This is a genomic window from Vibrio sp. Vb2960, assembly GCF_033337665.1.
Lineage (GTDB): Bacteria > Pseudomonadota > Gammaproteobacteria > Enterobacterales > Vibrionaceae > Vibrio > Vibrio alginolyticus.
Genome location: NZ_JAWORD010000007.1, coordinates 69515 through 92341 on the forward strand (window position 1 = coordinate 69515; position 22827 = coordinate 92341).

The 22827-nt window shown below is 45.1% G+C and carries 21 protein-coding genes; 13 read left to right on the forward strand and 8 right to left on the reverse strand.

Annotated features, from left to right (window positions below; genetic code table 11):
- Positions 1-5 precede the first annotated feature (5 nt).
- Positions 6-956: a Kdo(2)-lipid IV(A) acyltransferase gene (locus tag R7O03_RS07905; RefSeq protein WP_005379385.1), complete on the forward strand. Its 951-nt coding sequence runs from the start codon at positions 6-8 to the stop codon at positions 954-956.
- An 84-nt stretch (positions 957-1040) separates the two neighbouring features.
- Here R7O03_RS07905 and pyrE read toward each other — a convergent pair whose 3' ends face one another.
- Positions 1041-1682, reverse strand: a complete 642-nt coding sequence (pyrE, locus tag R7O03_RS07910) for an orotate phosphoribosyltransferase (protein ID WP_054574187.1) — start codon at positions 1680-1682, stop codon at positions 1041-1043.
- A gap of 104 nt (positions 1683-1786) precedes the next feature.
- On the reverse strand, positions 1787-2503 hold the full coding sequence (rph, locus tag R7O03_RS07915; RefSeq protein WP_031780917.1) for a ribonuclease PH: 717 nt from the start codon (positions 2501-2503) through the stop codon (positions 1787-1789).
- 184 nt (positions 2504-2687) lie between these two features.
- On the opposite strand from rph, the gene R7O03_RS07920 reads away from it, so the two are divergent.
- On the forward strand, positions 2688-3554 hold the full coding sequence (locus tag R7O03_RS07920; RefSeq protein ID WP_047103771.1) for a YicC/YloC family endoribonuclease: 867 nt from the start codon (positions 2688-2690) through the stop codon (positions 3552-3554).
- Between the two features lie 55 nt (positions 3555-3609).
- Here the strand turns inward: R7O03_RS07920 and R7O03_RS07925 are convergent, their stop codons facing one another.
- The 6 genes from R7O03_RS07925 to R7O03_RS07950 all read right to left on the reverse strand — a co-directional run bounded on the left by R7O03_RS07925 (position 3610) and on the right by R7O03_RS07950 (position 9881).
- Complete coding sequence (locus R7O03_RS07925; RefSeq protein ID WP_025768316.1) at positions 3610-4035, reverse strand: phosphate-starvation-inducible protein PsiE; 426 nt, start codon at positions 4033-4035, stop codon at positions 3610-3612.
- Positions 4036-4203: 168 nt separating this feature from the next.
- Positions 4204-5043: an ABC transporter ATP-binding protein gene (locus R7O03_RS07930; RefSeq protein ID WP_104975751.1), complete on the reverse strand. Its 840-nt coding sequence runs from the start codon at positions 5041-5043 to the stop codon at positions 4204-4206.
- Between the two features lie 35 nt (positions 5044-5078).
- A complete protein-coding gene (locus R7O03_RS07935) occupies positions 5079-5936 on the reverse strand; it encodes an ABC transporter ATP-binding protein (RefSeq protein WP_005379371.1) in 858 nt (285 codons plus the stop codon).
- A gap of 9 nt (positions 5937-5945) precedes the next feature.
- Positions 5946-7772 (reverse strand): extracellular solute-binding protein, encoded by a 1827-nt coding sequence (locus R7O03_RS07940; RefSeq protein ID WP_017634997.1) that lies wholly within the window; start codon positions 7770-7772, stop codon positions 5946-5948.
- Positions 7773-7810: 38 nt separating this feature from the next.
- Positions 7811-8854: an ABC transporter permease gene (locus R7O03_RS07945; RefSeq protein WP_005379369.1), complete on the reverse strand. Its 1044-nt coding sequence runs from the start codon at positions 8852-8854 to the stop codon at positions 7811-7813.
- Between the two features lies 1 nt (position 8855).
- Complete coding sequence (locus R7O03_RS07950; RefSeq protein ID WP_005384771.1) at positions 8856-9881, reverse strand: ABC transporter permease subunit; 1026 nt, start codon at positions 9879-9881, stop codon at positions 8856-8858.
- An 820-nt stretch (positions 9882-10701) separates the two neighbouring features.
- On the opposite strand from R7O03_RS07950, the gene R7O03_RS07955 reads away from it, so the two are divergent.
- The 11 genes from R7O03_RS07955 (at position 10702) to trmH (ending at position 22761) form a co-directional block, all read left to right on the forward strand.
- A complete protein-coding gene (locus tag R7O03_RS07955) occupies positions 10702-13305 on the forward strand; it encodes a TonB-dependent receptor plug domain-containing protein (protein WP_318131647.1) in 2604 nt (867 codons plus the stop codon).
- A gap of 71 nt (positions 13306-13376) precedes the next feature.
- Complete coding sequence (locus R7O03_RS07960; protein WP_206949355.1) at positions 13377-14141, forward strand: DUF3450 domain-containing protein; 765 nt, start codon at positions 13377-13379, stop codon at positions 14139-14141.
- A 3-nt stretch (positions 14142-14144) separates the two neighbouring features.
- A complete protein-coding gene (locus tag R7O03_RS07965) occupies positions 14145-15506 on the forward strand; it encodes a MotA/TolQ/ExbB proton channel family protein (RefSeq protein ID WP_318131648.1) in 1362 nt (453 codons plus the stop codon).
- A gap of 9 nt (positions 15507-15515) precedes the next feature.
- Positions 15516-16043, forward strand: a complete 528-nt coding sequence (locus R7O03_RS07970) for a MotA/TolQ/ExbB proton channel family protein (RefSeq protein ID WP_005379363.1) — start codon at positions 15516-15518, stop codon at positions 16041-16043.
- A gap of 25 nt (positions 16044-16068) precedes the next feature.
- Positions 16069-16476, forward strand: coding sequence for an ExbD/TolR family protein (locus R7O03_RS07975; RefSeq protein ID WP_005379359.1), 408 nt, complete (start codon positions 16069-16071; stop codon positions 16474-16476).
- Positions 16477-16480: 4 nt separating this feature from the next.
- Positions 16481-17113 carry an energy transducer TonB gene (locus R7O03_RS07980; RefSeq protein ID WP_005394943.1) on the forward strand — a complete coding sequence of 211 codons (633 nt, stop codon included), beginning with the start codon at positions 16481-16483 and terminating at the stop codon, positions 17111-17113.
- An 11-nt stretch (positions 17114-17124) separates the two neighbouring features.
- Positions 17125-18339 (forward strand): tetratricopeptide repeat protein, encoded by a 1215-nt coding sequence (locus R7O03_RS07985; protein WP_206949358.1) that lies wholly within the window; start codon positions 17125-17127, stop codon positions 18337-18339.
- Positions 18340-18787: 448 nt separating this feature from the next.
- Positions 18788-19411: a guanylate kinase gene (gene gmk / locus R7O03_RS07990; protein WP_005379347.1), complete on the forward strand. Its 624-nt coding sequence runs from the start codon at positions 18788-18790 to the stop codon at positions 19409-19411.
- Positions 19412-19592: 181 nt separating this feature from the next.
- The gene (gene rpoZ / locus R7O03_RS07995; protein WP_005379346.1) at positions 19593-19865 is read left to right on the forward strand and encodes a DNA-directed RNA polymerase subunit omega; all 273 of its coding nucleotides are present in this window, start codon (positions 19593-19595) and stop codon (positions 19863-19865) included.
- 39 nt (positions 19866-19904) lie between these two features.
- The gene (spoT, locus tag R7O03_RS08000; protein ID WP_318131649.1) at positions 19905-22025 is read left to right on the forward strand and encodes a bifunctional GTP diphosphokinase/guanosine-3',5'-bis pyrophosphate 3'-pyrophosphohydrolase; all 2121 of its coding nucleotides are present in this window, start codon (positions 19905-19907) and stop codon (positions 22023-22025) included.
- 52 nt (positions 22026-22077) lie between these two features.
- Positions 22078-22761 (forward strand): tRNA (guanosine(18)-2'-O)-methyltransferase TrmH, encoded by a 684-nt coding sequence (gene trmH / locus R7O03_RS08005; protein ID WP_017820702.1) that lies wholly within the window; start codon positions 22078-22080, stop codon positions 22759-22761.
- Positions 22762-22827: the final 66 nt, after the last annotated feature.

The following is a 22827-nucleotide window of genomic DNA, read 5'->3' on the forward strand; positions in this document are numbered from 1 at the left end:
AGACTATGAGTAAAGACAAATACACGCAGCCCGAGTTTTCTCTTTCACTTCTTCACCCTCGTAACTGGGGCGTATGGCTTGGTTTTGGTCTGTTGGCCATCCTCGTCAATATTCTTCCTTATCGGCTGCTGCTTTCATTAGGTCGTTCACTCGGTAAACTTGGCATGCGCTACGGTAAAAAGCGTGTCCACGTTGCTCAGCGTAACTTAGAATTGGCCTTTCCAGACAAAACACCTGAAGAGATTCAACATATTGTTGAAGAGAACTTCAAAAATACCGGTATGGCACTGATAGAAACCGGAATCACTTGGTTCTGGCCGACTTGGCGCTTTAAAAACCTGATCGTCGAGAAAGATCTCGGCGCACTGCGTGAAAAAGCCAAAGAAGGTAAAGGCGTCCTACTTTGTTGTGTCCACGCTCTTAATCTAGAGATCACTGCGCGTGCTTTCGCCGTGTTAGGCGTGGCCGGGTACGGCGCGTTTCGTCCGCATAATAATCCTGCTTATAACTTTATCCAGTATTGGGGACGGACACATAACGGCAATAAACTGATTGATCGTAAAGATGTAAAAAAGATGATTCGTGTTTTACGCAGCGGTGAGCGTCTGTTCTATTTACCGGATCACGATTACGGTCGCAAAAAATCAGTATTTGTGCCCTTCTTTGCCGTAGACGATGCGTGTACGACAACAGGCACGAGCATTCTGGCGTATACCTCAAAATGTGCGATCATCCCAGGCTCAGGGTTTCGCAATGACGAAGGAAAATACGACATCATCGCCGATAACTGCATTGAAGCCGATTATCCACAAAAAGACGAAGTCGCCGCTGCCGCTTATATGAACAAGTATGTGGAAGAAGTCATTCTACGCGCTCCAGAGCAATGGATGTGGCTCCATAAACGCTATAAAACCATGCAAGATGAGCATGTCGAGAAAGGCATTCGCTATAAGTAAGTGGTCACGGCGATAAATCCAAAAACAAAAAAGGGCAGATGAATATCCATCTGCCCTTTTTACTTTTTCAGAAAAAGTAACCAATTAAATGCCGTATTCTGCGCGGTACGCTTTGACTGCTTCTAGATGCTCTTTGTCTGTGCCTTTCTCTTCAAGGAAAGTCACAAGGTCAGTCAGGCTAACGATTGAGATGATTGCACAACCAAAATCACGCTCCACTTCTTGGATCGCAGACAACTCACCTTTGCCTTTTTCTTGGCGGTCAATCGCAACCAACACACCAGCAAGGTCTGCACCATTCGCCTTGATGATTTCCATCGATTCACGAATCGCGGTACCCGCTGTGATTACGTCATCCACTAGCATGATGCGACCTTCAAGCGCAGAGCCTACAAGGTTACCGCCTTCGCCGTGATCTTTCGCTTCTTTACGGTTGAAGCAGTAAGGCGTGTCGACGTCATGATGATCCGCCAGCGCGACTGCTGTTGTCGTCGCGATTGGGATACCTTTGTACGCCGGGCCAAACAGCACATCAAACTCAATGCCAGAATCAGCAAGCGCGGCTGCGTAAAAACGACCAAGACGCGCTAGGTCACGACCAGTATTGAAAAGACCAGCGTTAAAGAAGTACGGGCTTTTACGGCCAGATTTCAAAGTAAACTCACCAAACTTAAGAACTTCTTTCTCAAGTGCAAACTCAATAAATTCACGCTGGTATGCTTTCATTATTTTCTCTCTATGTCCTTGGTTTCTTGTGTCTCTTCTCGACAATCATTCATTTCTCTATTGTCGAGATAAAAAAATAGCCCCCATAATGGGAGCTATCTAAATCAATTGGCTAACGCCGCCTTCTGCGCTGCGACAATTTCCGTAATGCCGACTTTCGCCGACTCGAGCAATGCCATCAGCTGTTCGTGACTGAACGGTTCACCTTCTGCGGTGCCCTGAATTTCAATCATCTTGCCTTCTTCGGTCATTACGACGTTCATGTCTGTGTCTGCCGCTGAATCTTCAACGTATTCAAGATCACACAATACTTCATCGCCTAGCAAGCCGACAGAAACTGCCGCTACGTGGCCTTTCATTGGATTCGCTTTTAGCTTACCGCTATCCACTAGGTGTTGGAATGCATCGGCCATTGCAACACTTGCGCCGCTGATGGATGCAGTACGCGTACCACCGTCTGCTTGGATAACGTCACAGTCAACGGTGATCATGAACTCACCCATGGCTTTTAGATCGACAACAGCACGTAGGCTTCGCGCGATAAGACGCTGAATTTCCATCGTACGGCCGCCTTGTTTGCCACTTGCCGCTTCACGACGAGTACGAGAATGTGTTGCTCGAGGTAGCATGCCGTATTCAGCTGTAACCCAGCCTTTACCTTGACCTTTTAGCCAACGTGGCACAGATTCTTCGACGGTCGCATTACACAACACTTTGGTGTTACCGAACTCAACTAGCACTGACCCTTCAGCGTAAGCTGTGTAGTTACGAGTAATTTTGATAGGGCGAACTTGATCCGCCTTGCGATCGTTTGGACGCATGGGCATCTACCTTAAATATGAGGAGAAGACGATTTGGTTGGGCGAAGATTATAACGGAATCGATTCCGGATTCATAGGTTACGCCGCTGGCACAACATAAACAATCCATACATCCCGCGCACCTATCGACGCAGCGTGATACACTCTTGAAGTAATTTTCAAAAAATGAAGACAGGAAAATTCGATGATTTACAGTATGACAGCGTATGCACGCAAAGAAGTAAAAGGCGATTGGGGTTCTGCGGTATGGGAAATCCGCAGCGTGAACCAGCGTTATTTAGAAACATACTTCCGCATGCCAGAACAATTTCGCGGGTTAGAGCCGGTTTTACGTGAGCGCTTTCGTAAGCGCTTAGCGCGAGGCAAAGTAGAATGTAATCTGCGTTTTGAAGCAAACCCTGCCGCAAAAGGTGAGCTTAGCATCAATGAAGCGCTTGCTAGCCAGGTAATTAAAGCCGCTGAACAAGTCATGCACATGACTGGTGAACTGAGCCGAATCAATCCATTTCAAGTCATGCAATGGCCGGGGGTAATGGAAACGCCAGAGCAAGACATGGATGCGGTAAATAAAGTGCTACTAGAAGCGTTTGATGGCGCAATGGATGAATTTATTGAAGCGCGCGCTCGTGAAGGCGAGAACATGAAGGCGCTGATTGAACAGCGTTTGAACGCCATTTCTGCAGAAGTCGTAAAAGTGCGTGCGCGCATGCCAGAAATTTTAGAATGGCAACGTGAGCGTCTGTTCTCTAAATTTGAAGATGCGAAAGTAGAGCTAGACCCATCTCGCGTTGAGCAAGAGCTTATCCTTCTGGCACAGAAATCAGACGTAGCAGAAGAGCTAGACCGTCTTGATTCTCACGTAAAAGAAACCACAAACATTCTGAAGAAAGGTGGCGCAGTCGGTCGTCGTCTAGACTTCATGATGCAAGAGTTCAACCGTGAATCGAACACGCTAGCGTCGAAATCCATCAGCACCGACATCACCGCATCGGGCGTTGAACTGAAAGTTCTAATTGAACAGATGCGTGAGCAGATCCAAAACATTGAATGATCTAAAAGTCATCGAGTATTGAAACAAAAAAGCCCCGCTAATACGGGGCTTTCTTTTATTCGTCTTTTTCCAAGGTACTGTTATCAACGTAGGGCCAATAATGGTGCCCAATTCTGATCAGCAAAGTAGCCGCAGCCAAAATAAACGCAGCCAGAGATAACCACACAACCAAAACCGCATCCAGCTCTTTCATTCCGAGTGTGATGTAGCGGGCGATCGCCATCATCGCGATATAGATAGGATAGCGTACCGGAATTTTACCATTCATCACGAACTGCTGCACCATGGCGAGCACTTCCAGATAGATAAACATCAAAAGAATATCTGTGAGTAAGACACGCTTCTCTACAAATACGTGCACAAACTCTTGCATCATGGCGTACAACGTCGCCAAGGTAATAGAGACTAATAACACCGCCTCCAAAATATGGAAGATTTTCAGGAAAGGTCGACTAAAGGATTTCGGTAAATTCGACGGCATGGTCCATTATCCAAACAAAGAAAATAGGTCTTGAGTTTAGCATGCGACGATCTTCAATCAATCAGAATAAACATCAGTGCGAATCGACTCCAAGTTCTGGTATTTACTCATAAAAACGCTCCGCTTATTTGGCGGAGCGTTTTTGTGTTATAGGACCTGTGGCATCACTTACGCCACTTGCTGCTTTTTTTCAGCTACGCGCTTTTTCTTCCGATATTTAGGGTGAGTGATCGGAATCGCAGATAGGAGTTTTTTGGTGTATTCGTTTTGCGGGTTTGCATAAATTTCTTTAGCACTGCCTGCTTCTACCACTTTACCAAAATACATCACGGCAACTTTGTCAGAAACATGTTTCACCACCGAGAGATCGTGAGAGATAAATATGATCGCCAAGTTCATTTCTTGTTGCAGCTGTAGCAATAGGTTCAAGATTTGCGCCTGTACCGACACATCTAACGCAGATACCGATTCATCACAAATCAGTAATTTAGGCTTCAATGCAATCGCGCGAGCAATACCGATACGCTGCCGTTGTCCGCCTGAAAATTCATGTGGATAACGGTTTACTGCCGTTTCTGGTAATCCCACTTTGATTAAAAGCTCTTTTACCCACTGTTTACGCTCTGTTGGCGTGCCAATTTTATGAATAACAAACGGTTCTTCCAGAATCATACCGATGGTATGACGCTGATTGAGTGACTCCATTGGGTCTTGAAAGACGATTTGCATGTCTTTACGCAGCGAGCGCATCTCTTTAACAGACAATTTAGTGATGTCTTTACCTTCAAAGAAAATCTTACCTTCTGTTGGCTCGTATAACTTTAAGATCGTGCGACCAAGAGTGCTTTTACCACAACCTGACTCACCAACTAGCCCCAGTGTTTCACCTTCAGAAACAGACAGTGAAACCCCGTCTACCGCTTTGATGGTGTAGCCTTTCTTGAACAGCCCTTTACCAGAAACAAAGTGCTGCTTAAGATTTTCAACTCTTAATACTTCTTTTGCCATAACATCCTCTTTTATGACTGGTTCACTTTGCCCAGTTAACTGGCAAACATACTGGCATCAATAGGCTTGATATCGATCATCTGCTTTGGCTCATTATCTAAGCTCGGCATCAACCCCATCAAACGCTCTGTATATGGGTGCTGCGGGTTATCAAACAACTCAAAAATTTCTGCTTTTTCGACAATACGTCCGCCATACATCACGGCAACATCATCACACACTTCTGCCACAACCCCGAGATCGTGAGTGATGAAGATCATCGCCATGCCCGTTTCTTCCTGAAGCTCGTTCATCAGTTCAAGGATAGACGCCTGAACCGTAACATCCAACGCTGTAGTCGGTTCATCACAAATCAGAATATCCGGCTTACAGGCCAATGCCATCGCGATCATGACACGCTGGCGCATACCACCAGATAGGTTATGGGGATACTCATTCAATCGCTTCTCTGGCATTGGAATTTTTACTTTTGCCAGCATTTCAATCGAGTACGCCTCCCGCTCCTTTTTGTCGAGCTCAGGTCGATGGAGCTCAAGCACTTCACATATTTGACGACCAATGGTGTGCACTGGGTTGAGCGCAGTCATCGGGTCTTGGAAGATGATCGAAATGCGATCGCCACGCATGGCGTACATCTCTTCCGCAGGCAAATCAACTAGGTTGGTGCCGCGATAATTCACTTCACCTTTAATGATGTTGCCATATGGCTTAGGTAATAGCCCCATGATCGACATTGAGGTTACGCTCTTGCCACTACCTGACTCTCCTACCAGACCGAGTGTACGTCCAGCTCTCACATCAAAGTTCACACCATGCAGAACCTTCACTGGCCCATCATCGGTGGTAAATTCAACTTCGAGATCTTTAACACTTAGGATTACATCGTTTTCCATAACCAATCCTTACAGCTTATAAGTGTCATCTACGACAACAACAGGTTCAAAAGCTTTGCCTGACTTCATCGCTTGTTTCGTTTCTTTTTTGATATCACTATCAATCCAGTAAGTGCCATCGCCTATGATTGCACCACTGAACAGCGCCTCTGTCATGCGATTCATTGGCTTATCTGGAAACTTTAACCAGCGCCAGTGACCATAGCGGACATAAGGAACCATGTAGCCTGGGACGATAACGTGAGCATCAATGATGTCACGCTGAATCTCATGACCTAGCTGGATCTTTTTATCCATATCCATGCCAAAACGATACTCGATGATCTTTTCATCCAGTTCAGGCGTGCTGTAGTTTGTGAAAGAGTTAGTTTGCGGCTTGTTCGCATTGACTGAATGGAAATACTCCCAATACGTTGGGATCTCAGACGTACCCATATCTAAGAAAGCCAAATCGTGCTTTTTCTCACGTACGTATTTGAACATGGATGAGCCATCAACTAACTTGAGCTCAATATCCAGCCCTGCTAACTTGGCTTGCTCACGCAAAAAGGCAATACGAGGAGTATGAACAGGTGTTCCGTAGGTCAGCTCGAAGCTTAAGCGCTCACCTTTATCATTGACACGAATACCATCAGAACCAATTTTGTTAAAGCCTGCGGCTTCGAATGCCTCGGCCGCTTTTGCGGGATCAAACTTCGGTGCCTTAGCATCTGGTAGGGTGTATTTACCATGACCATAACCGGTCGGGTTCGGTTTACGGGAGTAGTCGCCACGCATGACATTCTCTATCATGCCATCAAAGTCAATCGCGTAAGTAATGCCCTTGCGAATGTTTAAATCATCCAGCAAAGGCATCGCGGTGTTCATCCATACACCACCAGCCCCAACTGGAAATTGGTTGTAACCCCAGAACTTTTGAATGTATCCCTTTTGGTAAGGTTCCGTATTCGATTTATCATGCCATAAGCTTGGTAAAACAAGACCAAATGCGTCCAGCTTCCCTTTCTCAAAGTGCTTCATCGCGATATCACTGTCGCGAATCACTGTGATGCGGATTTTGTCGACATTATAACGATGTTGATAATACTTATTGCTGTAACCCCACCAGTCTTCACCGACATGTTTGAAGGTAACACTTTTACCTTTTTTAATGTCATCTAGGTAGTATGCACTGGTCGTTGGTTCACTTTTAAAATTGTAGTAGCGGACAAAGTTGTCATGTATACCGTCACCATTTTCATCTTTTGAAGGGTTAGCATAAAAATGTGCGGGGCGTGGGCGCAGAGCCCCCATTCGTAACAGCAACTCTTCCGGATTGAACTCTTTCGCCGCCTTAACAGCAAACGTATGAGTGTCGTACTTGATAACATCCGCAATCGTTTTGTTGTAGTAATCGTTGTACCAAGGTTCCAAGATGTCCTTGGAACGATAAAACTTCAGCATGAACACGAAATCGTCGGCAGTCACAGGTTTGCCGTCCGACCATTTGGCTTCAGGGTTGAGTTTAAAATAGACCGTTTTGTTGTCACCTGCTAACGCCCACTCGTTAGCAAGCTCAGGTATGAACTCTAAAGTATCTGGGTGGCGGACCACCAAGCCTGGTGTTTCATCTAAGATAAAAGAACGTAGCCCTGCATTAGCGTCTGGACCAACACTACGTAACGTCTGCGGGAAACTTGACATAAAGGTGCGATAAGTCCCTCCACGTTTCGCTTCTGGAGAACCATATTGAGGCTCATCCCAGTTTGTTTGCCAGTTTAAGTCGGTCGGAAGCGTTGCTGACATTGCACCAAAACTCAGGGCGCTCAGCGTGGACGCTAAAAATAATTTCTTCATAAAACTTCCCTTTTTTATGTTTTGCTCACAATGCTCGCTTAAACATAGCGTGTGAATTTTTTCGGGTCGAAAGCCGCTCGAATGGCTTCACCAATAAAGGTCACCATTACCAGAACCAGAACAATAGAAGTCACTACTGACGCAACAATCCATGGCGAATCTAAGTTTGACTTACCTTGTTGCAGTAGTTCACCCCAACTTGGCGTTGGTGGCATCAAGCCTAAGCCTAGGTAATCGAGAGCAGTCAGTGCTGTGATGTTAGCTGCAATAGTGAAAGGCGCTAGGGTTACAATCATCACCATCGTATTTGGCAAGATGTGATTAAACAAGATACGTCCAGTCGATGCCCCTAAAGCACGTGCCGCCATTACGTATTCTCGTGCCGCTTCTTTATAGGTCATGGTCCGCATGTACCATGTCATCCCCATCCAAGTGAAAAGCACGTTAATAGCGACAAAGAGAGCAAACGTCGGTTGAACGATTGAGACAAGAATCATAATGACGTACAAAAACGGGACCATTGACCAGATTTCGATAAGTCGCTGTACAAACAAGTCAAATTTACCGCCCCAAAAACCCATAGCACAACCGACTGCAGTACCGATCGCGTAGGAAATGGCCATCGTAAGCAACGCAAATCCCATCGCCGTTCTGAATCCGTAGACGAGTCGCGCCAAAATATCGCGACCTATCACATCTGTACCTAAATAATGCTTATTTTCGGCACTAGGTGCTGTTGGCGGGAAATCACCACTAAAATCTTGTTCATATGGGTTCCACGGCACAAGCGGCAAAATAACAAAGTTGTCGCCCCCTTCAGCCTCAAACGCTTTTTGCAGTACACGATAATCGGCTTCACTGGATGACTCTTGGCCGAATTCGCTACCTAAACGTACGTCACTGACAACAGGAAAATAGTAGCTACCATCGTACTTGACGACTAGCGCTTTACTGTTGATCAAAAGTTCGGCGAATAGAGAAAGGATCAACATGATAGAAAGAGCAACAAACGACCAATAGCCTCGTTTGATCTCTTTAAAGTGACGAATTTTCTTTTGAGTTAATGGACTAACTTTAATCATGTTACGCTCCAAACTTCACACGTGGGTCGACTAAAGCAACACAAATATCTGAAATGATGTTACCAATGAGCAGTAACAACGCATTAATGGCGACAATACCCATAACAACAGGGTAATCACGCTCCATGATTGATTCGTAACCCAATAAGCCAATGCCATCAATATTGAAGATAACTTCAATCAGGAAAGCACCGGTCATGAAGAACAACAAAGAGTTACCAAAGTGACTCGCGATTGGAATTAAGCTGTTACGCAACGCGTGCTTACGAACTGCTTTTTTGAAAGGTAATCCTTTCGCAATTGCGGTGCGGATGTAATCTGAGGAAAGGTTTTCCATCAGGTTATTTTTCATTGTCATCGTCAGCGTGGCAAAATCACCAATGAGGTAACAGATCAAAGGCAACACCGCATGCCACATAATGTCTTTAGCGCGTTCAAAGAAGGTTTCGTAATCGTCGAAGTCATCGCCGACAAAGCCTCCCATCGGAAACCATTCCAAGTGATAACTAAATAACGTGATCAGCAATACACCCACCACATAACCTGGTAGCGCGTAGCCTACGAAAATGAGTACTGAAGAAGCGGAATCAAACACAGAACCGTGCTTGAGCGCCTTATAGTAACCAAGAGGAATCGAGATAAAATAACTAATAAAGAAGGTCATGCCGCCATAAAACAACGACACTGGCAAACGCTCTGCGATCATGTCCGAGACAGGCTCGTAGTAACGTGTCGACTCGCCAAGATCTAGCATTACCAAACGACTTAACCACTCGACGTACGCTTCCGTTACTGGTTTATCCAGGCCATAAAACGCATTCAGCTCCGCGATTTGATCGTCAGAAAGGGCCGTATTACCACCCGCAGACGTCATTGATGCGGCGCCGTCCCCCTGGGACTGCATTTGTGACAACATGCGTTCAACAGGTCCGCCAGGCACGAAACGAGTGATAGCAAAGATGAGAATAGTTATCCCGAGAAACGTTGGGATAACCAACGCCAAACGGCGTAAAAAGTACGACAGCATATACAACTTGCTCCTTGTCTACTGTCCAGTTCAAACGGAGTGAAAGAGGATATTTTCCGCCCAAAATGGTGCATATTTATCTCGTAGTAACTAAAACTGTTGAAGCACACTCCCTGCGCCTCAAGAGCTAGACTTTTCTACTACTGCAATAATTTCAGCGTCATATTTATCTTGAATCCACATCAGCTTCAAGTGTTTGAAACCAAAACATGACAAACTTCCTTCGATGTCGAAAAACAGAAATGTTTTTGTAAAAAATTATAAAAAACCACAAAAATAATTCATACAGAATATCAATCTAGGCTGTTTAGAGCCAAAACCCTACATAAAAATGCACCCTACACACATAAATAGACACATAATCCAAGGTTATATTTGACCTAAAAATACGAGTGAGCCCTTTAATAGCAATGGGTATCATATTTTGATACCACCTAATAAGTTCGAGCTAACAAAGTATGGATTCGATATAAAACTCATCTCAGAACAATTCACTGGAAAAATATCTTTTTCCAGATTCAATTACCCACTAAAAAACCATAGGCAAGATAAGTCATTAAAGTTTATAAGAAACACAAAATACGGTGTTTTATTGAAATTTAATCTCGATTCATAAACCTTATTCGGTTTTTTATTCCGCCTTTTAAATAAAGCCTGGTTATTTACATCTTTTTTACATTTAAGCATCCCCGTTTACCACTGGTTTGACTTCCTTTTTTCATCTCGGTTATACATTGGCCGAACGTTAACGAAATATTAACGTCACATTTGGCCGCTATGCGGCCAGACATAGGAAATAATAATAATCGGAGCAACAAGGATGTATAAAAACACAACCGCTTTATCTGTTGCGATAAGCCTTGCTTTGGGGACAGCAGCAGTTGCAACCCCAGCAACAGCACTGGCAGAAGAGCAGCAAGTTGAAAAACTTCAAAAGATGAAAGTTACTGGTTCGCGCCTAACGCGCGCATCTATGGAAGGAAGCACACCAGTAGCTGTAATTGGCAGAGCCGAGATTGAACGTGCCGGTGATGTGTCTATTGCAGATGTATTACGCAAGTCCTCTTTCAACTCATTCGGTTCACACAGCGAGCGTTCAGGTAGCTCAGCACAAAGCCAAGCGACCATCTCTCTAAGAGGTCTAGGTTCTGAGCGTACTCTCGTTCTAATTAACGGTAAACGTCTTCCTGGCTCTGCAGCTATGGGTGGTGGTGCCGCAAATATTAACGTAATCCCATCAGCAATAGTCGAACGTGTAGAAGTCATGGCAGACGGTGGCTCTGCAGTATACGGCTCTGATGCAGTTGCTGGTGTTGTAAATATTATTCTGAAAGAAGAGTTTGACGGCATTAATGTAACCGTTGGTTCTGGTATCCCAAGCCAAGAAGGTGGTGATGAGAAAAACGTTGCCCTAGTCATGGGCACTAGTGGAGAAAAAGGAAACATCATGTTCTCATTTGAACATGACAGTAAAGATGAAATTTATCAACGCGATCGTGATTACCTCAGCTCAACAAACACCGATTCCGCAAACTACTTCGACATGTCTGGCGTTAGTATCTACGGTCGTAACGTCTATCATGATGGTCAGTTAAAAGCACTAAACGGCTATAATACTGATGCATCATGTGACCCATCTAAAGGGTTTGTTGGCCTCACAAACTATCCTGGTCTTGGGGATATCTGTGGTTATGATTACACTTCAGAAGCAGCTCAAACAGCTTCTCTGGAACGAAATACTGTATTTATAAACGGTAATATTTTTGTAACTGAAGATACTACCTTCAATGCTCAAGTGCTTTTAAACCGTAACGAAAGTTTCAGTCGTTTCGCTCCAGCTGCTGGCATCTTCTCTGTAGACCCGAATACAGATGGCGGCGCAGATTTCTTTGCGGAGAATGGCTTAGACCCAGCGGTAGGCCCAGCATCTGTATACTACCGTTTCAACAACGTGGGAACACGTGATAACAATGTTAAAGACTTCCAAGCAGATTTCAAAGCAGGTCTAGATGGCACACTTTACACAGACACTTTGGGTGATGTTATTTGGGAAACGGGATATCACCTAAACTTCTCTAACAGTTCAGAATTAGGTACTGGCTACGTATTTGGTTCAGCAGCATCACAACTGGTTGAGTCTGGTCAGTTTGCAAACGGTGAGTTTAGTTCAGACGCGACAAGCCTGCTTTCTGCAGGTACAAGCCGAGAAACTCAAATGGAAATGCATCAGTTCTTTGGTGGCCTTCAATTTGATGTAGCGGAAGTTGGTGATGTGCTAATTCCTCTGTATGTCGGCGCTGAATTTACTACCTATGATTACTTTGATAAATATGACCCTCAAAGTGAGGCAGGTAACATTATTGGTAGTGCAGGTAACTCTGCTGGTGGAGACCGTGAAACATATGCTCTTTATGCTGAGTCTTTGATCGCTTTTACTGATGAGTTGGAAATGAACTTAGCGGCTCGTTACGACCATTACAGCGATTTCGGGCACGAAGTATCTCCAAAAGTATCTTTCCGTTACCAACCACTTGATAACTTGATGTTCCGCGCAGGCGCTGGCCTTGGCTTCCGAGCTCCGACATTATCAGACCTTTATGCTGCAGATAGCTACTCATCAGACTTTGCGAAAGATTACACCTACTGTGCGCAAAATGGCATTTCATATGCTGATTGCCCAGAAACGCAATACGACGTGACTCGTACATCAAATGAAGATCTTGACGCTGAAAAATCTGTATCATTTAACTTTGGTGTAAGTTTCTCACCAATAGAAGATCTAGATGTAACAATGGATTATTACAACATTAGCATTGATGATGTAATTACTCTAAATACGCTACAAAGCATGATTGACGAAGAGCGTAGCTCTGGCAATAAAAACCCAAATATTGTTCGTGATGCTAATGATCGGATTATCGAAGCGACAGCAGGCCTTCAGAACCTTGGAACGCTTGATACATCGGGCATAGACTTGAAATTGGGATATCGCTATGACTTTAATTATGCAACTGTTAGATACGATTTCATGGGAAGCTACGTTTTAGACTTTAGCCAGCCTGAATATATAGGTGGCCCTGTTAACAACCAAGTAGGTCGTAACGGCATGCCTGAGTACCGCTTCAATACAGGTGTTGGCTTGAGCTTCCTAGAAGATCATGACATCTATCTATCTGCAGACCACATTGCAGATCAGGCACAAGATGTTGACGATGACTATAAAAAAGTCGGCCATATTTCTTCACAAACCACATGGAACATTGCATATAACTACTTAGCCCCATGGGATGCTAAGTTTACTGCAGGTGTGCGTAACCTAACAGACGAAGACCCTGCTTTTGAAGCTGACGGTGTGACTTACGATGAAGACTTATACAGCATTCAAGGCCGCGTTTACTTCTTGAAATACTCTCAAAACTTTTAATCAAACCTTTGGCGCAGGTATCTTTCCTGCGCCCTATTCGACTGACTTTATACACTAACAAGGATGCTACTATGACGTTAAAGGAATTTGGCGTAAGTGCAGTAACTGCCGCGATTCTCACGGTAAGTGGAGCAGCGGCGGCTGCTGACTCTGGAACCGTCGTCGCCAACCAAGCAAAAGCAACGAAGTCTTCACAGGCTTCGCAACAAAAAATCGACAATTATGCCGAAAGTACTGAAGGCATGTTGGCAGAATATAAAGGCTTACTACGTCAAATCGACAGCATGAAAGTCTACAACGAGCAAATTAACCGTATGGTTCAATCACAGCAAGGTGAATTGGACTCATTAAATAACCAAATTGCTCAGATCGATCAAACGGCAACAGAAGTAGTACCACTAACACTTAAAATGATCGATGCACTCGATGAGTTTGTGACTCTCGATCTGCCTTTCCAGAAAAAAGAACGTAATAAACGTGTCCAAGAACTGCGTCGTCTCATGGATCGCGCCGACGTAACGACTTCTGAGAAATTCCGTAAAGTGATGGAAGCCTACCAAATTGAAGAAGGCTTCTCTCGCTCAATTGAATCTTACAAAGCTAGCCTAGATAGAAATGGGGAAACCGTGACTTACGACTTCCTACGTATTGGTCGCACGGCGCTTTTATTCCAATCTCCAGACGGTGGTGAGACAGGTATGTGGAACCAACAAACACGTCAATGGGAAACATTACCGGAAAGCTACCGCATAGCGGTACAGCAAGGCCTTCGTATCGCGAAGAAGCAAGCGCCACCAGCGCTAATCAAATTGCCTGTATATGCTGGGGAGGAATAAGAGATGAAAGGATTCAAAACTCTAGCCGCTGGCCTACTAGCGAGCTTATTTATGGTTTCTGGCGTACAAGCAGAAGCGCCTAAAAACTTATCTGAACTACTTAAAAACGTAAAATCAGAAAGCATCGTTGAGTCAAAAGAGAACAAAGCCCGTGAAGCTGAGTTCAAGAACAATCGCGATAAGCAAGCGACATTATTGCAACAAGCTCGCGAAGAGTTAGCTGCGCAGCAAGCTCTGGGCGATCAACTTAAAGCAACCTTTGATGAAAACGATAAGCAGCTAACTGAACTAACAGAAACCTTACGTGTTCGCTCTGGTACTTTGGGCGAAATGTTTGGTGTGGTCCGGCAATATGCGGGCGAGTTTAAAGGCTTATTTGCAGCCTCTCAAAACGCAGTTCAGTTCCCAGAGCGTGACGCTCTACTAACGAAACTGGCTGAAAGTAAAGAACTGCCATCAACACAAGAGCTAGAAGCATTCTGGCATACCATTCTTCAACAAGTGGTTGCCTCAGGCGAGACAGCAACAACCCAAGCAACGGTTGTTTATGGCGAAGGTAAAGAAGCGGTTCGCGATGTTACTCTTGTCGGTGAATTTAACGCGATTGCCGATGGTAAGTACGTTACTTATGTACCTCAAACAGGTAAGTTCGAAGAACTCTCTCGACAGCCTCGCACCAATATTACGCGTCATGTTGCAGGCTTTGAGTCAGCGTCAAACAGCTATGAGCCACTGTTTATTGACCCATCCCGTGGTGTAATTCTGTCTCTACTTGTACAAAGCCCTACCGTTCAAGAACGTATTGATCAAGGTGGCATTGTAGGTTACGTCATCCTTGGTATGGGTGCAGTTGGCGCTATCATTGCTCTAGTTTGCTTCCTACGCCTTCAAGTGATTGGCGGTAAAATGCGTAAGCAAGCGAAATCAGAAACCGTGATTCCTGGCAACCCATTGGGTGAAGTTATCCAAGCTTACCAAGAACATAAAGGTGACAACCTTGAAGATCTGGAAGCGAAGCTGGACGAAATCATTCTACGTAATGCTCCAAGCATTGAGCGCTTCATCAGCTCAATCAAGCTTTTTGCTTCTGTAGCGCCTCTACTTGGTCTACTGGGTACGGTAATGGGTATGATCGGCACATTCCAAGCCATTACTCTGTTCGGTACCGGCGATCCGAAACTGATGGCTGGCGGTATCTCTGAAGCTCTTGTTACAACCATGCTAGGTCTGGTTGTCGCAATTCCATTGCTGTTCCTTTACACCATCGTACACAGTAAAGGTCGTCGTTTGGTTCAAACTCTTGAAGAACAGAGTGCAGGCTTCATCGCTCGCTATCAGGAAAAACTACATAAAGCCGAAAGCTAAGGAGGCGTTATGTGGTGGTTAGTTGGAGAACTTGAATCAATTAGGCGCTTCTTGGGAATGGGTGGCGATGTACTCGTCGCCATCTTCATCCTCAGCTTTATGCTGTGGGCAGTATTGTTAGAACGTTGGTTCTATTTTGCTGCCGTCGCTCCAAAAGCCATGAAAAAAGCCGTTGGCTCATGGCAGGGGCGATCAGAGCACCAGAGCTGGAACGCTAAGATGATCCGACAAGAAATTGTTTCTCGTCAGGACATTGAGAATAAAAAGGGCCTGCCAATCGTGAAAGTGTTGATTGCGCTTTGTCCCTTACTGGGTTTGCTCGGCACCGTTGTTGGCATGATCCAAGTATTCGACATCTTAGCGGTAACAGGAACAGGAAGCCCTCGAGCAATGGCCTCGGGGATCTCAAAGGCAACAATCCCAACTTTAGCCGGGATGGTGGCTTCTCTATCAGGACTGTTCTTTAGTTCACGTCTTGATCATTTAGCCAAAGTCACAACGCAAAAGCTGGAAGATAAGCTAAAGCATATTGCCTGAGTAAATGGAATTAGAGGTATAGGTCATGAAAAGACGCTATAGCAGTGATAGCAGTGATGAAACCGCTATTGATATGACACCGATGCTCGACATCGTATTCATCATGTTGATCTTCTTTATCGTAACAACATCGTTCGTCAAAGAAGCTGGTCTAGAAGTAAACCGCCCTACGGCAAGCTCTGCGCAAACCGTGAAAAAAGGTAACATCATGGTCGCAGTTGGTGCGGCGGGTGATGTTTGGGTTGATAAACGCCGCATCGAAGTGGACGCGGTTCGCGCGAATATTGAACGTCTTCGTGCAGAAAGCCCTGATGGCGCAGTTGTTATCCAAGCCGACACAGAAGCAAATGCTGGCGTAGTCGTGAAGGTTATGGACCAGATCAAAATGGCAGGTGTAGAAAGCATCTCCATTGCCGCAACCAATAAGGATTAAGCTTATGCGGTATCTGGCCTCAATTGCACTGGCGCTCATTGTCTCCCTCGGGTTGTTCTGGGGGATGGACAAGCTAGTAAACAAAGAGCGCCACGAGTTAGTGTCGAATGATGACCTGCGTATGGTCGAGTTTATTCGCATTAAACCAGACGAAAAAATACAGGAGAAAAAACGCGAACTTCCAAAGCCACCACCGCCTAAGCGTCCGCCGCCGCCGCCAGAAATGAAAGTAACGGCAACGGTCAAACCGGTGATGGATCAAATCCCAATGGACATGCCAAAACTTGATCTTCCAGTTAACGTAACCGGTGGTTCAGTACTTGGACACTACACCCAAGGTGGTGGTGCTAAGTTGGCAGGTAGCGGAGGCCCAGTTCCTCTTGCAACTTTCCAGCCTCAAATGCCTCGTAAAGCAGCGAGATCGGGATTAGAAAAAGGTATCGTACTCGTAGAGTTTACGGTTAACGAACGTGGTGGCGTACAAGACGTCAAAGTCTTAAAAGAATCTCCACGTAAGTTGGGCTTGGGTAAAGCGGCGAAGAAAACTGTATCAAAGTGGACTTTCAAACCAAAAATGGTTGATGGCCAAGCGGTTAGCTCTCGTCTTTCTCAGGAAATCGAGTTCTCTACGAACTAAGGAGTCGCAATATGAAAGCATATACTAAGTTGTTGGCTTCTCTGGTGTTTATCTCAGGCGCGTATGGCGCGCCTGCTTTTGCCAATACTCCTGAGTTGTCTGACAGAACATTCCGAACCGTGAACAAAGTTCAGGAACTGATTGCAACTGAAAAATACTCGGATGCTATCTCTAAGCTGAACTCTGCCTTGGGAAGTACCAAGAAAAAGAAATACGACCGCGCTGTGTTACTGCAACAGATGGGCTTTCTGTATTCTTTAAAGGACGACTACCCAAAAGCAGCGAAATACTTTGCTGAAGCACTCAAGTTAGATGCTTTACCAGTACCCGTAGCTCAACAGGTTCGTTACAGCCTTGCACAGCTTTATCTAGCAGAAGGCAAATTTAAGCAATCCGTTAATACAATGAACGAGTGGTTCAAGATTGCTGAAACAACAGAGGAAAAACCTCAAGCACATGCTTACATCACATTAGCAAGTGCTTACATTCAACTAGAAGATTACCGCAACGCAATTCCGCCAACCAAAAAGGCAATTGCAATGACGAAGAATCCTAGTGAATCTTGGTATCAACTGTTGATGTCTGCTCACTATGAATTAAAGCAATTCAAAAGTGTCGCTAGCGTGCTAAAAATTTTAACGACTAAGTATCCGCAAAATAAGCGTTACTGGACCCAGTTGTCTGGTATCTACATGGAATTAAAGCAAGAGCGCAATGCCCTTTCAACTTTAGAGATGGCCTATAAAATGGGACTTCTTGATGGTGAAAAAGAATACTTACGCCTAGTTAATTTCCAAGCTTATCAAGGGGTGCCTTTTAGAGCAGCGAAAACACTTCAACACTTGATCGATGAAGGGCATGTAGAACGAAATGCTACAAATCTGGAAAAGTTAGGTTCGTTTTGGCAGCAAGCACAGGAGTTAGGTCACGCTATTGATGTTTACCAGCAGGCTTATAATCTTGCTCCTGCAGCAAAAACTCAAATAAAAATTGCTCGTTTAATGATTTTAGATAAGCAATATACAGAAGCGACGAAGTTTGCTCAAAACAGTGCTCCAGACGCAAAGCACGATCAAAAGGCGGAGCTGTCTTACATTCGTGGAATGGCATATTTTGAATTAAATCAGCCAACCAACGCTCTTAAGGCAATGAAGAGTGCTGCTCAATCTCCTGATATGAAGGCGGTCGCAAGGCCTTGGATAAATTTCCTAGAATCCCAAGGATAATTTGAAGATTAAGTGTGAGTCAGTCGCACGCCTGGGGAAGTGAAAGCTTCCCCTTTTTTCCGTCTTATCATTATTAACCCCTATTTTTAACCAGAGTCACTCACGCAAGCCAAATCGGGACTCTAAACCTAAAATCAGCACACTAAACGGTTGTAGAAATGGTTTTAATAACAGAGTGCGCGGATGGTAAGTCCTGTACCACGCTCCTTCTTCGCTGTTTAGGAACACTCTGGCGTAAGTAACTATTTCATCTGGGACGATCACAGACAGAAAGATCAACTGGTAACAAAATAGAGATCATGATACTCTTCGCCTCCATTTTTCTGGCGGGATTATCACCAATATCCACCCCTTTGGTGGTTGATTTCTCAATGCCAGTGCTATCGTTATAAGAATGTCGAACTTTCCTTCGGCACTCAATCAATCCAATCAAAAGTGGAACAGTACAATGGGCAAAGGTACTCTCTATATCGTATCTGCACCTAGCGGCGCAGGTAAATCTAGCTTGATCTCAGCGATGTTGGAACGCAACCCAACCTACGCAATGAAAGTGTCTGTGTCTCACACCACGCGCAACATGCGACCTGGTGAAGAAAATGGTGTCCACTACCATTTTGTAGCGAAAGATGAGTTTGAAGCCCTGATCGCTAAAGGTGACTTCCTAGAATACGCAGAAGTGTTTGGTAATTATTACGGCACATCTCGTGTATGGATTGAAGAAACACTAAATAAAGGTATCGACGTTTTTCTAGATATCGACTGGCAAGGCGCACGCCAAATCCGTGAACAAATGCCAGAAGCCAAAAGCATCTTCATCCTGCCACCATCAAACGGTGAGTTAGAGCGTCGCTTGAACACTCGTGGTCAAGATAGCGATGAAGTGATCGCAAAGCGTATGGCTGAAGCCAAGTCGGAAATCTCTCATTACAACGAGTACGACTACGTGATCGTAAACGACGATTTTGATACCGCTTTGATGGATTTTAAAGCTATCTTGCGTGCTGAAAGATTGAAGGAAGAAAAGCAAGCTGCTAAATATAAAGGTATGCTTGACGCGTTGTTAGCAGAGTAACTTCAAAAAAGTCACGCTGTAAAACATAAAGAATTTCCCGTTTTTTGCCCAGTGCGAAAAACACAATAAACTACCTGAGAAAGTCCACAAACGGTGGCTTGTCTAATTGCTAGTAAATAAAGTAGTTAGGTTGTATACTTTCTCGTCATTCTAAAATTTTAGTTAACTATTTGGAGTCCTCATGGCACGCGTAACTGTTCAAGACGCTGTTGAAAAAGTTGGCAACCGTTTCGACCTAGTACTGATTGCGGCTCGCCGCGCTCGTCAAATGCAAACTGGCGGTAAAGATGCACTAGTGCCAGAAGAGAACGATAAGCCAACGGTTATCGCTCTACGCGAAATCGAAGAAGGTTTAATTACTAAAGAAGTTCTAGACGCTCGTGAACGTCAAGAACAGCAAGAGCAAGAAGCGGCAGAGCTAGCGGCAGTAAGCAGCATCGCTCACAACCGTTAATTCTGACTTTAGAATTCAACAACCTCCCGGGCCTATAATTTGTATCTATTCGATAGCCTCAAAGACGTTGCCCAAGAATACCTAACAGAGCCTCAGATTGAGGCTCTGCGTCAATCTTATGTGGTAGCGAGAGATGCCCATGAAGGGCAAACCCGCTCTAGCGGTGAACCATACATCATCCACCCTGTCGCAGTGGCTCGTATCTTGGCCGAAATGCACCTTGATATCGAAACCCTCCAAGCTGCTTTGCTGCATGACGTCATTGAAGACTGTGATGTAACTAAAGAAGATCTCGAAGAGAAATTCGGCAATACTGTCGCAGAATTGGTTGATGGTGTATCTAAACTGGACAAACTCAAATTCCGCGATAGGAAAGAGGCTCAGGCTGAGAACTTTCGTAAGATGGTTCTGGCCATGGTGCAAGATATCCGCGTCATTCTGATCAAACTGGCTGACCGCACGCACAACATGCGTACGCTTGGCGCGCTTCGACCAGATAAAAAGCGTCGTATTGCTCGTGAAACGTTAGAAATTTACGCGCCCCTCGCTCATCGTCTTGGTATTCACAATATCAAAACCGAACTCGAAGAGTTGGGCTTTGAGGCGCTATATCCCAACCGCTACCGCGTACTGAAAGAAGTGGTTAAAGCCGCACGTGGTAATCGTAAAGAGATGATCCAACGCATTCACAGCGAAATAGAAGGCCGTCTGCAAGATTTTGGCTTGAATGCTCGCGTCGTTGGTCGTGAGAAAAACCTGTTCTCTATCTACAACAAGATGAAAACCAAAGAACAGCGCTTTCACACCATCATGGATATCTATGCGTTCCGAGTCGTTGTTGATACCGCTGATACTTGTTATCGCGTTTTAGGCCAAGTACACAGCTTGTATAAGCCACGTCCTGGTCGCATGAAAGATTATATCGCGGTACCAAAGGCGAACGGCTACCAATCGCTACACACTTCCATGGTTGGTCCACACGGCGTACCTGTTGAAGTTCAGATCCGTACTGAAGATATGGATCAAATGGCGGACAAAGGTGTCGCGGCACACTGGTCTTACAAAGACAAAGGCGACAAGTCTGGTACCACTGCGCAAGTGAAAGCTCAGCGTTGGATGCAAAGCCTGTTAGAGCTACAACAAAGCGCGGGTAACTCATTCGAATTCATTGAAAACGTAAAATCCGATCTTTTCCCAGATGAGATTTACGTCTTCACACCAAAAGGTCGTATCGTTGAATTGCCTTTAGGCGCAACGGCTGTCGACTTTGCCTATGCCGTACATACCGATGTAGGCAACTCTTGTGTTGGTGCTCGTGTTGACCGTAACCCTTACCCATTGAGTAAGGCATTGAAAAACGGTCAGACGGTGGAAATTATCAGTGCCCCTGGTGCGCGTCCGAATGCGGCATGGCTGAACTATGTCGTGACTTCTCGTGCCCGCACTAAGATTCGACAAGTACTGAAAACGATGCGTCGTGAAGAGTCGATTACTTTAGGTCGTCGCCTACTTAATCACGCACTTGGCCGTCACTCGATTGATTCAATTTATCCAGAAAATATCCAAGAAGTCTTGAATGATCTTCGCCTAGAAAGCATCGATGATTTATTGGCTGCTATTGGATTGGGTGAGTTGATGAGCATTGTGATCGCACGTCGTCTCCTTGGTGACACCGAAGAGCTCACGACAACAAGTTCAATCCCAACGGACTCGAAGAAGAAGCTTCCGATTCGTGGCGCAGAAGGCTTATTGCTGACGTTTGCAAATTGTTGTCATCCTATCCCAGATGATCACATTATTGCTCACGTATCGCCTGGTCGTGGTTTGGTTGTTCACCGAGAAACATGTCCGAACGTTCGTGGTTATCAGAAAGAGCCAGACCGTTATATGGCTGTCGCTTGGTCTGAAGACTACGATAAAGAGTTCATTGCTGAACTTAAAGTCGACATGCTTAACAACCAAGGTGCTCTTGCAGAACTGACCAACGTGATCTCGAAAACAGGATCAAACATTCATGGCCTTTCAACGGAAGAACGTGATGGTCGTTTATACACTGTGACTGTGCTGTTGACGACGAAAGATCGTGTCCACCTTGCTGGTATCATGCGTAAGATTAAGGCAATGCCTCAAGCAACCCGAGTCAGACGCAGAAAGAACTAACCTCTATCGCCACCTACTCTGTTAGGTGGCGATTTTTTATACCTCAATAAATATGAACCTAGAACGTTACAACCGTATTCACCAAGTCCTAAAAACTCGCCAAACTGATCTGACACTTTGTCTCGAAGAAGTACATAAGCCAAACAACGTCTCTGCTGTGATCCGCACCGCTGACGCGACAGGCTTACACAAAGTTCACGCAATTTGGCCAGACAAAATGCGTACGCTGAGCCATACCTCAGCAGGCGCGCGTAACTGGGTTGAAGTGGATACTCACGATTCGATTGAAACTGCGATTACCGAACTCAAAGCGCAAGGTATGCAGGTTTTGGTGACCAATCTTTCGGACACCGCCGTCGATTTTCGCGAAATCGACTACACCAAACCAACGGCAATCATTTTAGGCAGCGAAAAGGTTGGCGCTTCGGAGCAAGCCAAACAGCTTGCCGATCAAGACATTATTATCCCGATGGTGGGCATGGTGCAGTCACTAAACGTATCGGTTGCCAGTGCCGTAATTTTGTATGAAGCGCAACGTCAACGTGAAGCCGCAGGTATGTACGACCGAGAAGAAAGCGCTCTGCCTAAAGAGACAATCAACCGTATTCTCTTTGAACGTGGTCACCCTGTTCTGGCAAAAGTCGCGAAACGAAAAGGGCTTGTTTACCCACCACTCGATGAAGAAGGTCAAATCATCGCCGATGACGCGTGGTGGCAAGAGATGCAAAGCAAGTAAAAGACTTTCGTCATTCTAAACAGCGGCGAAGGAGCGTGGTTCAGGATCTAATTCTCAAATATACAG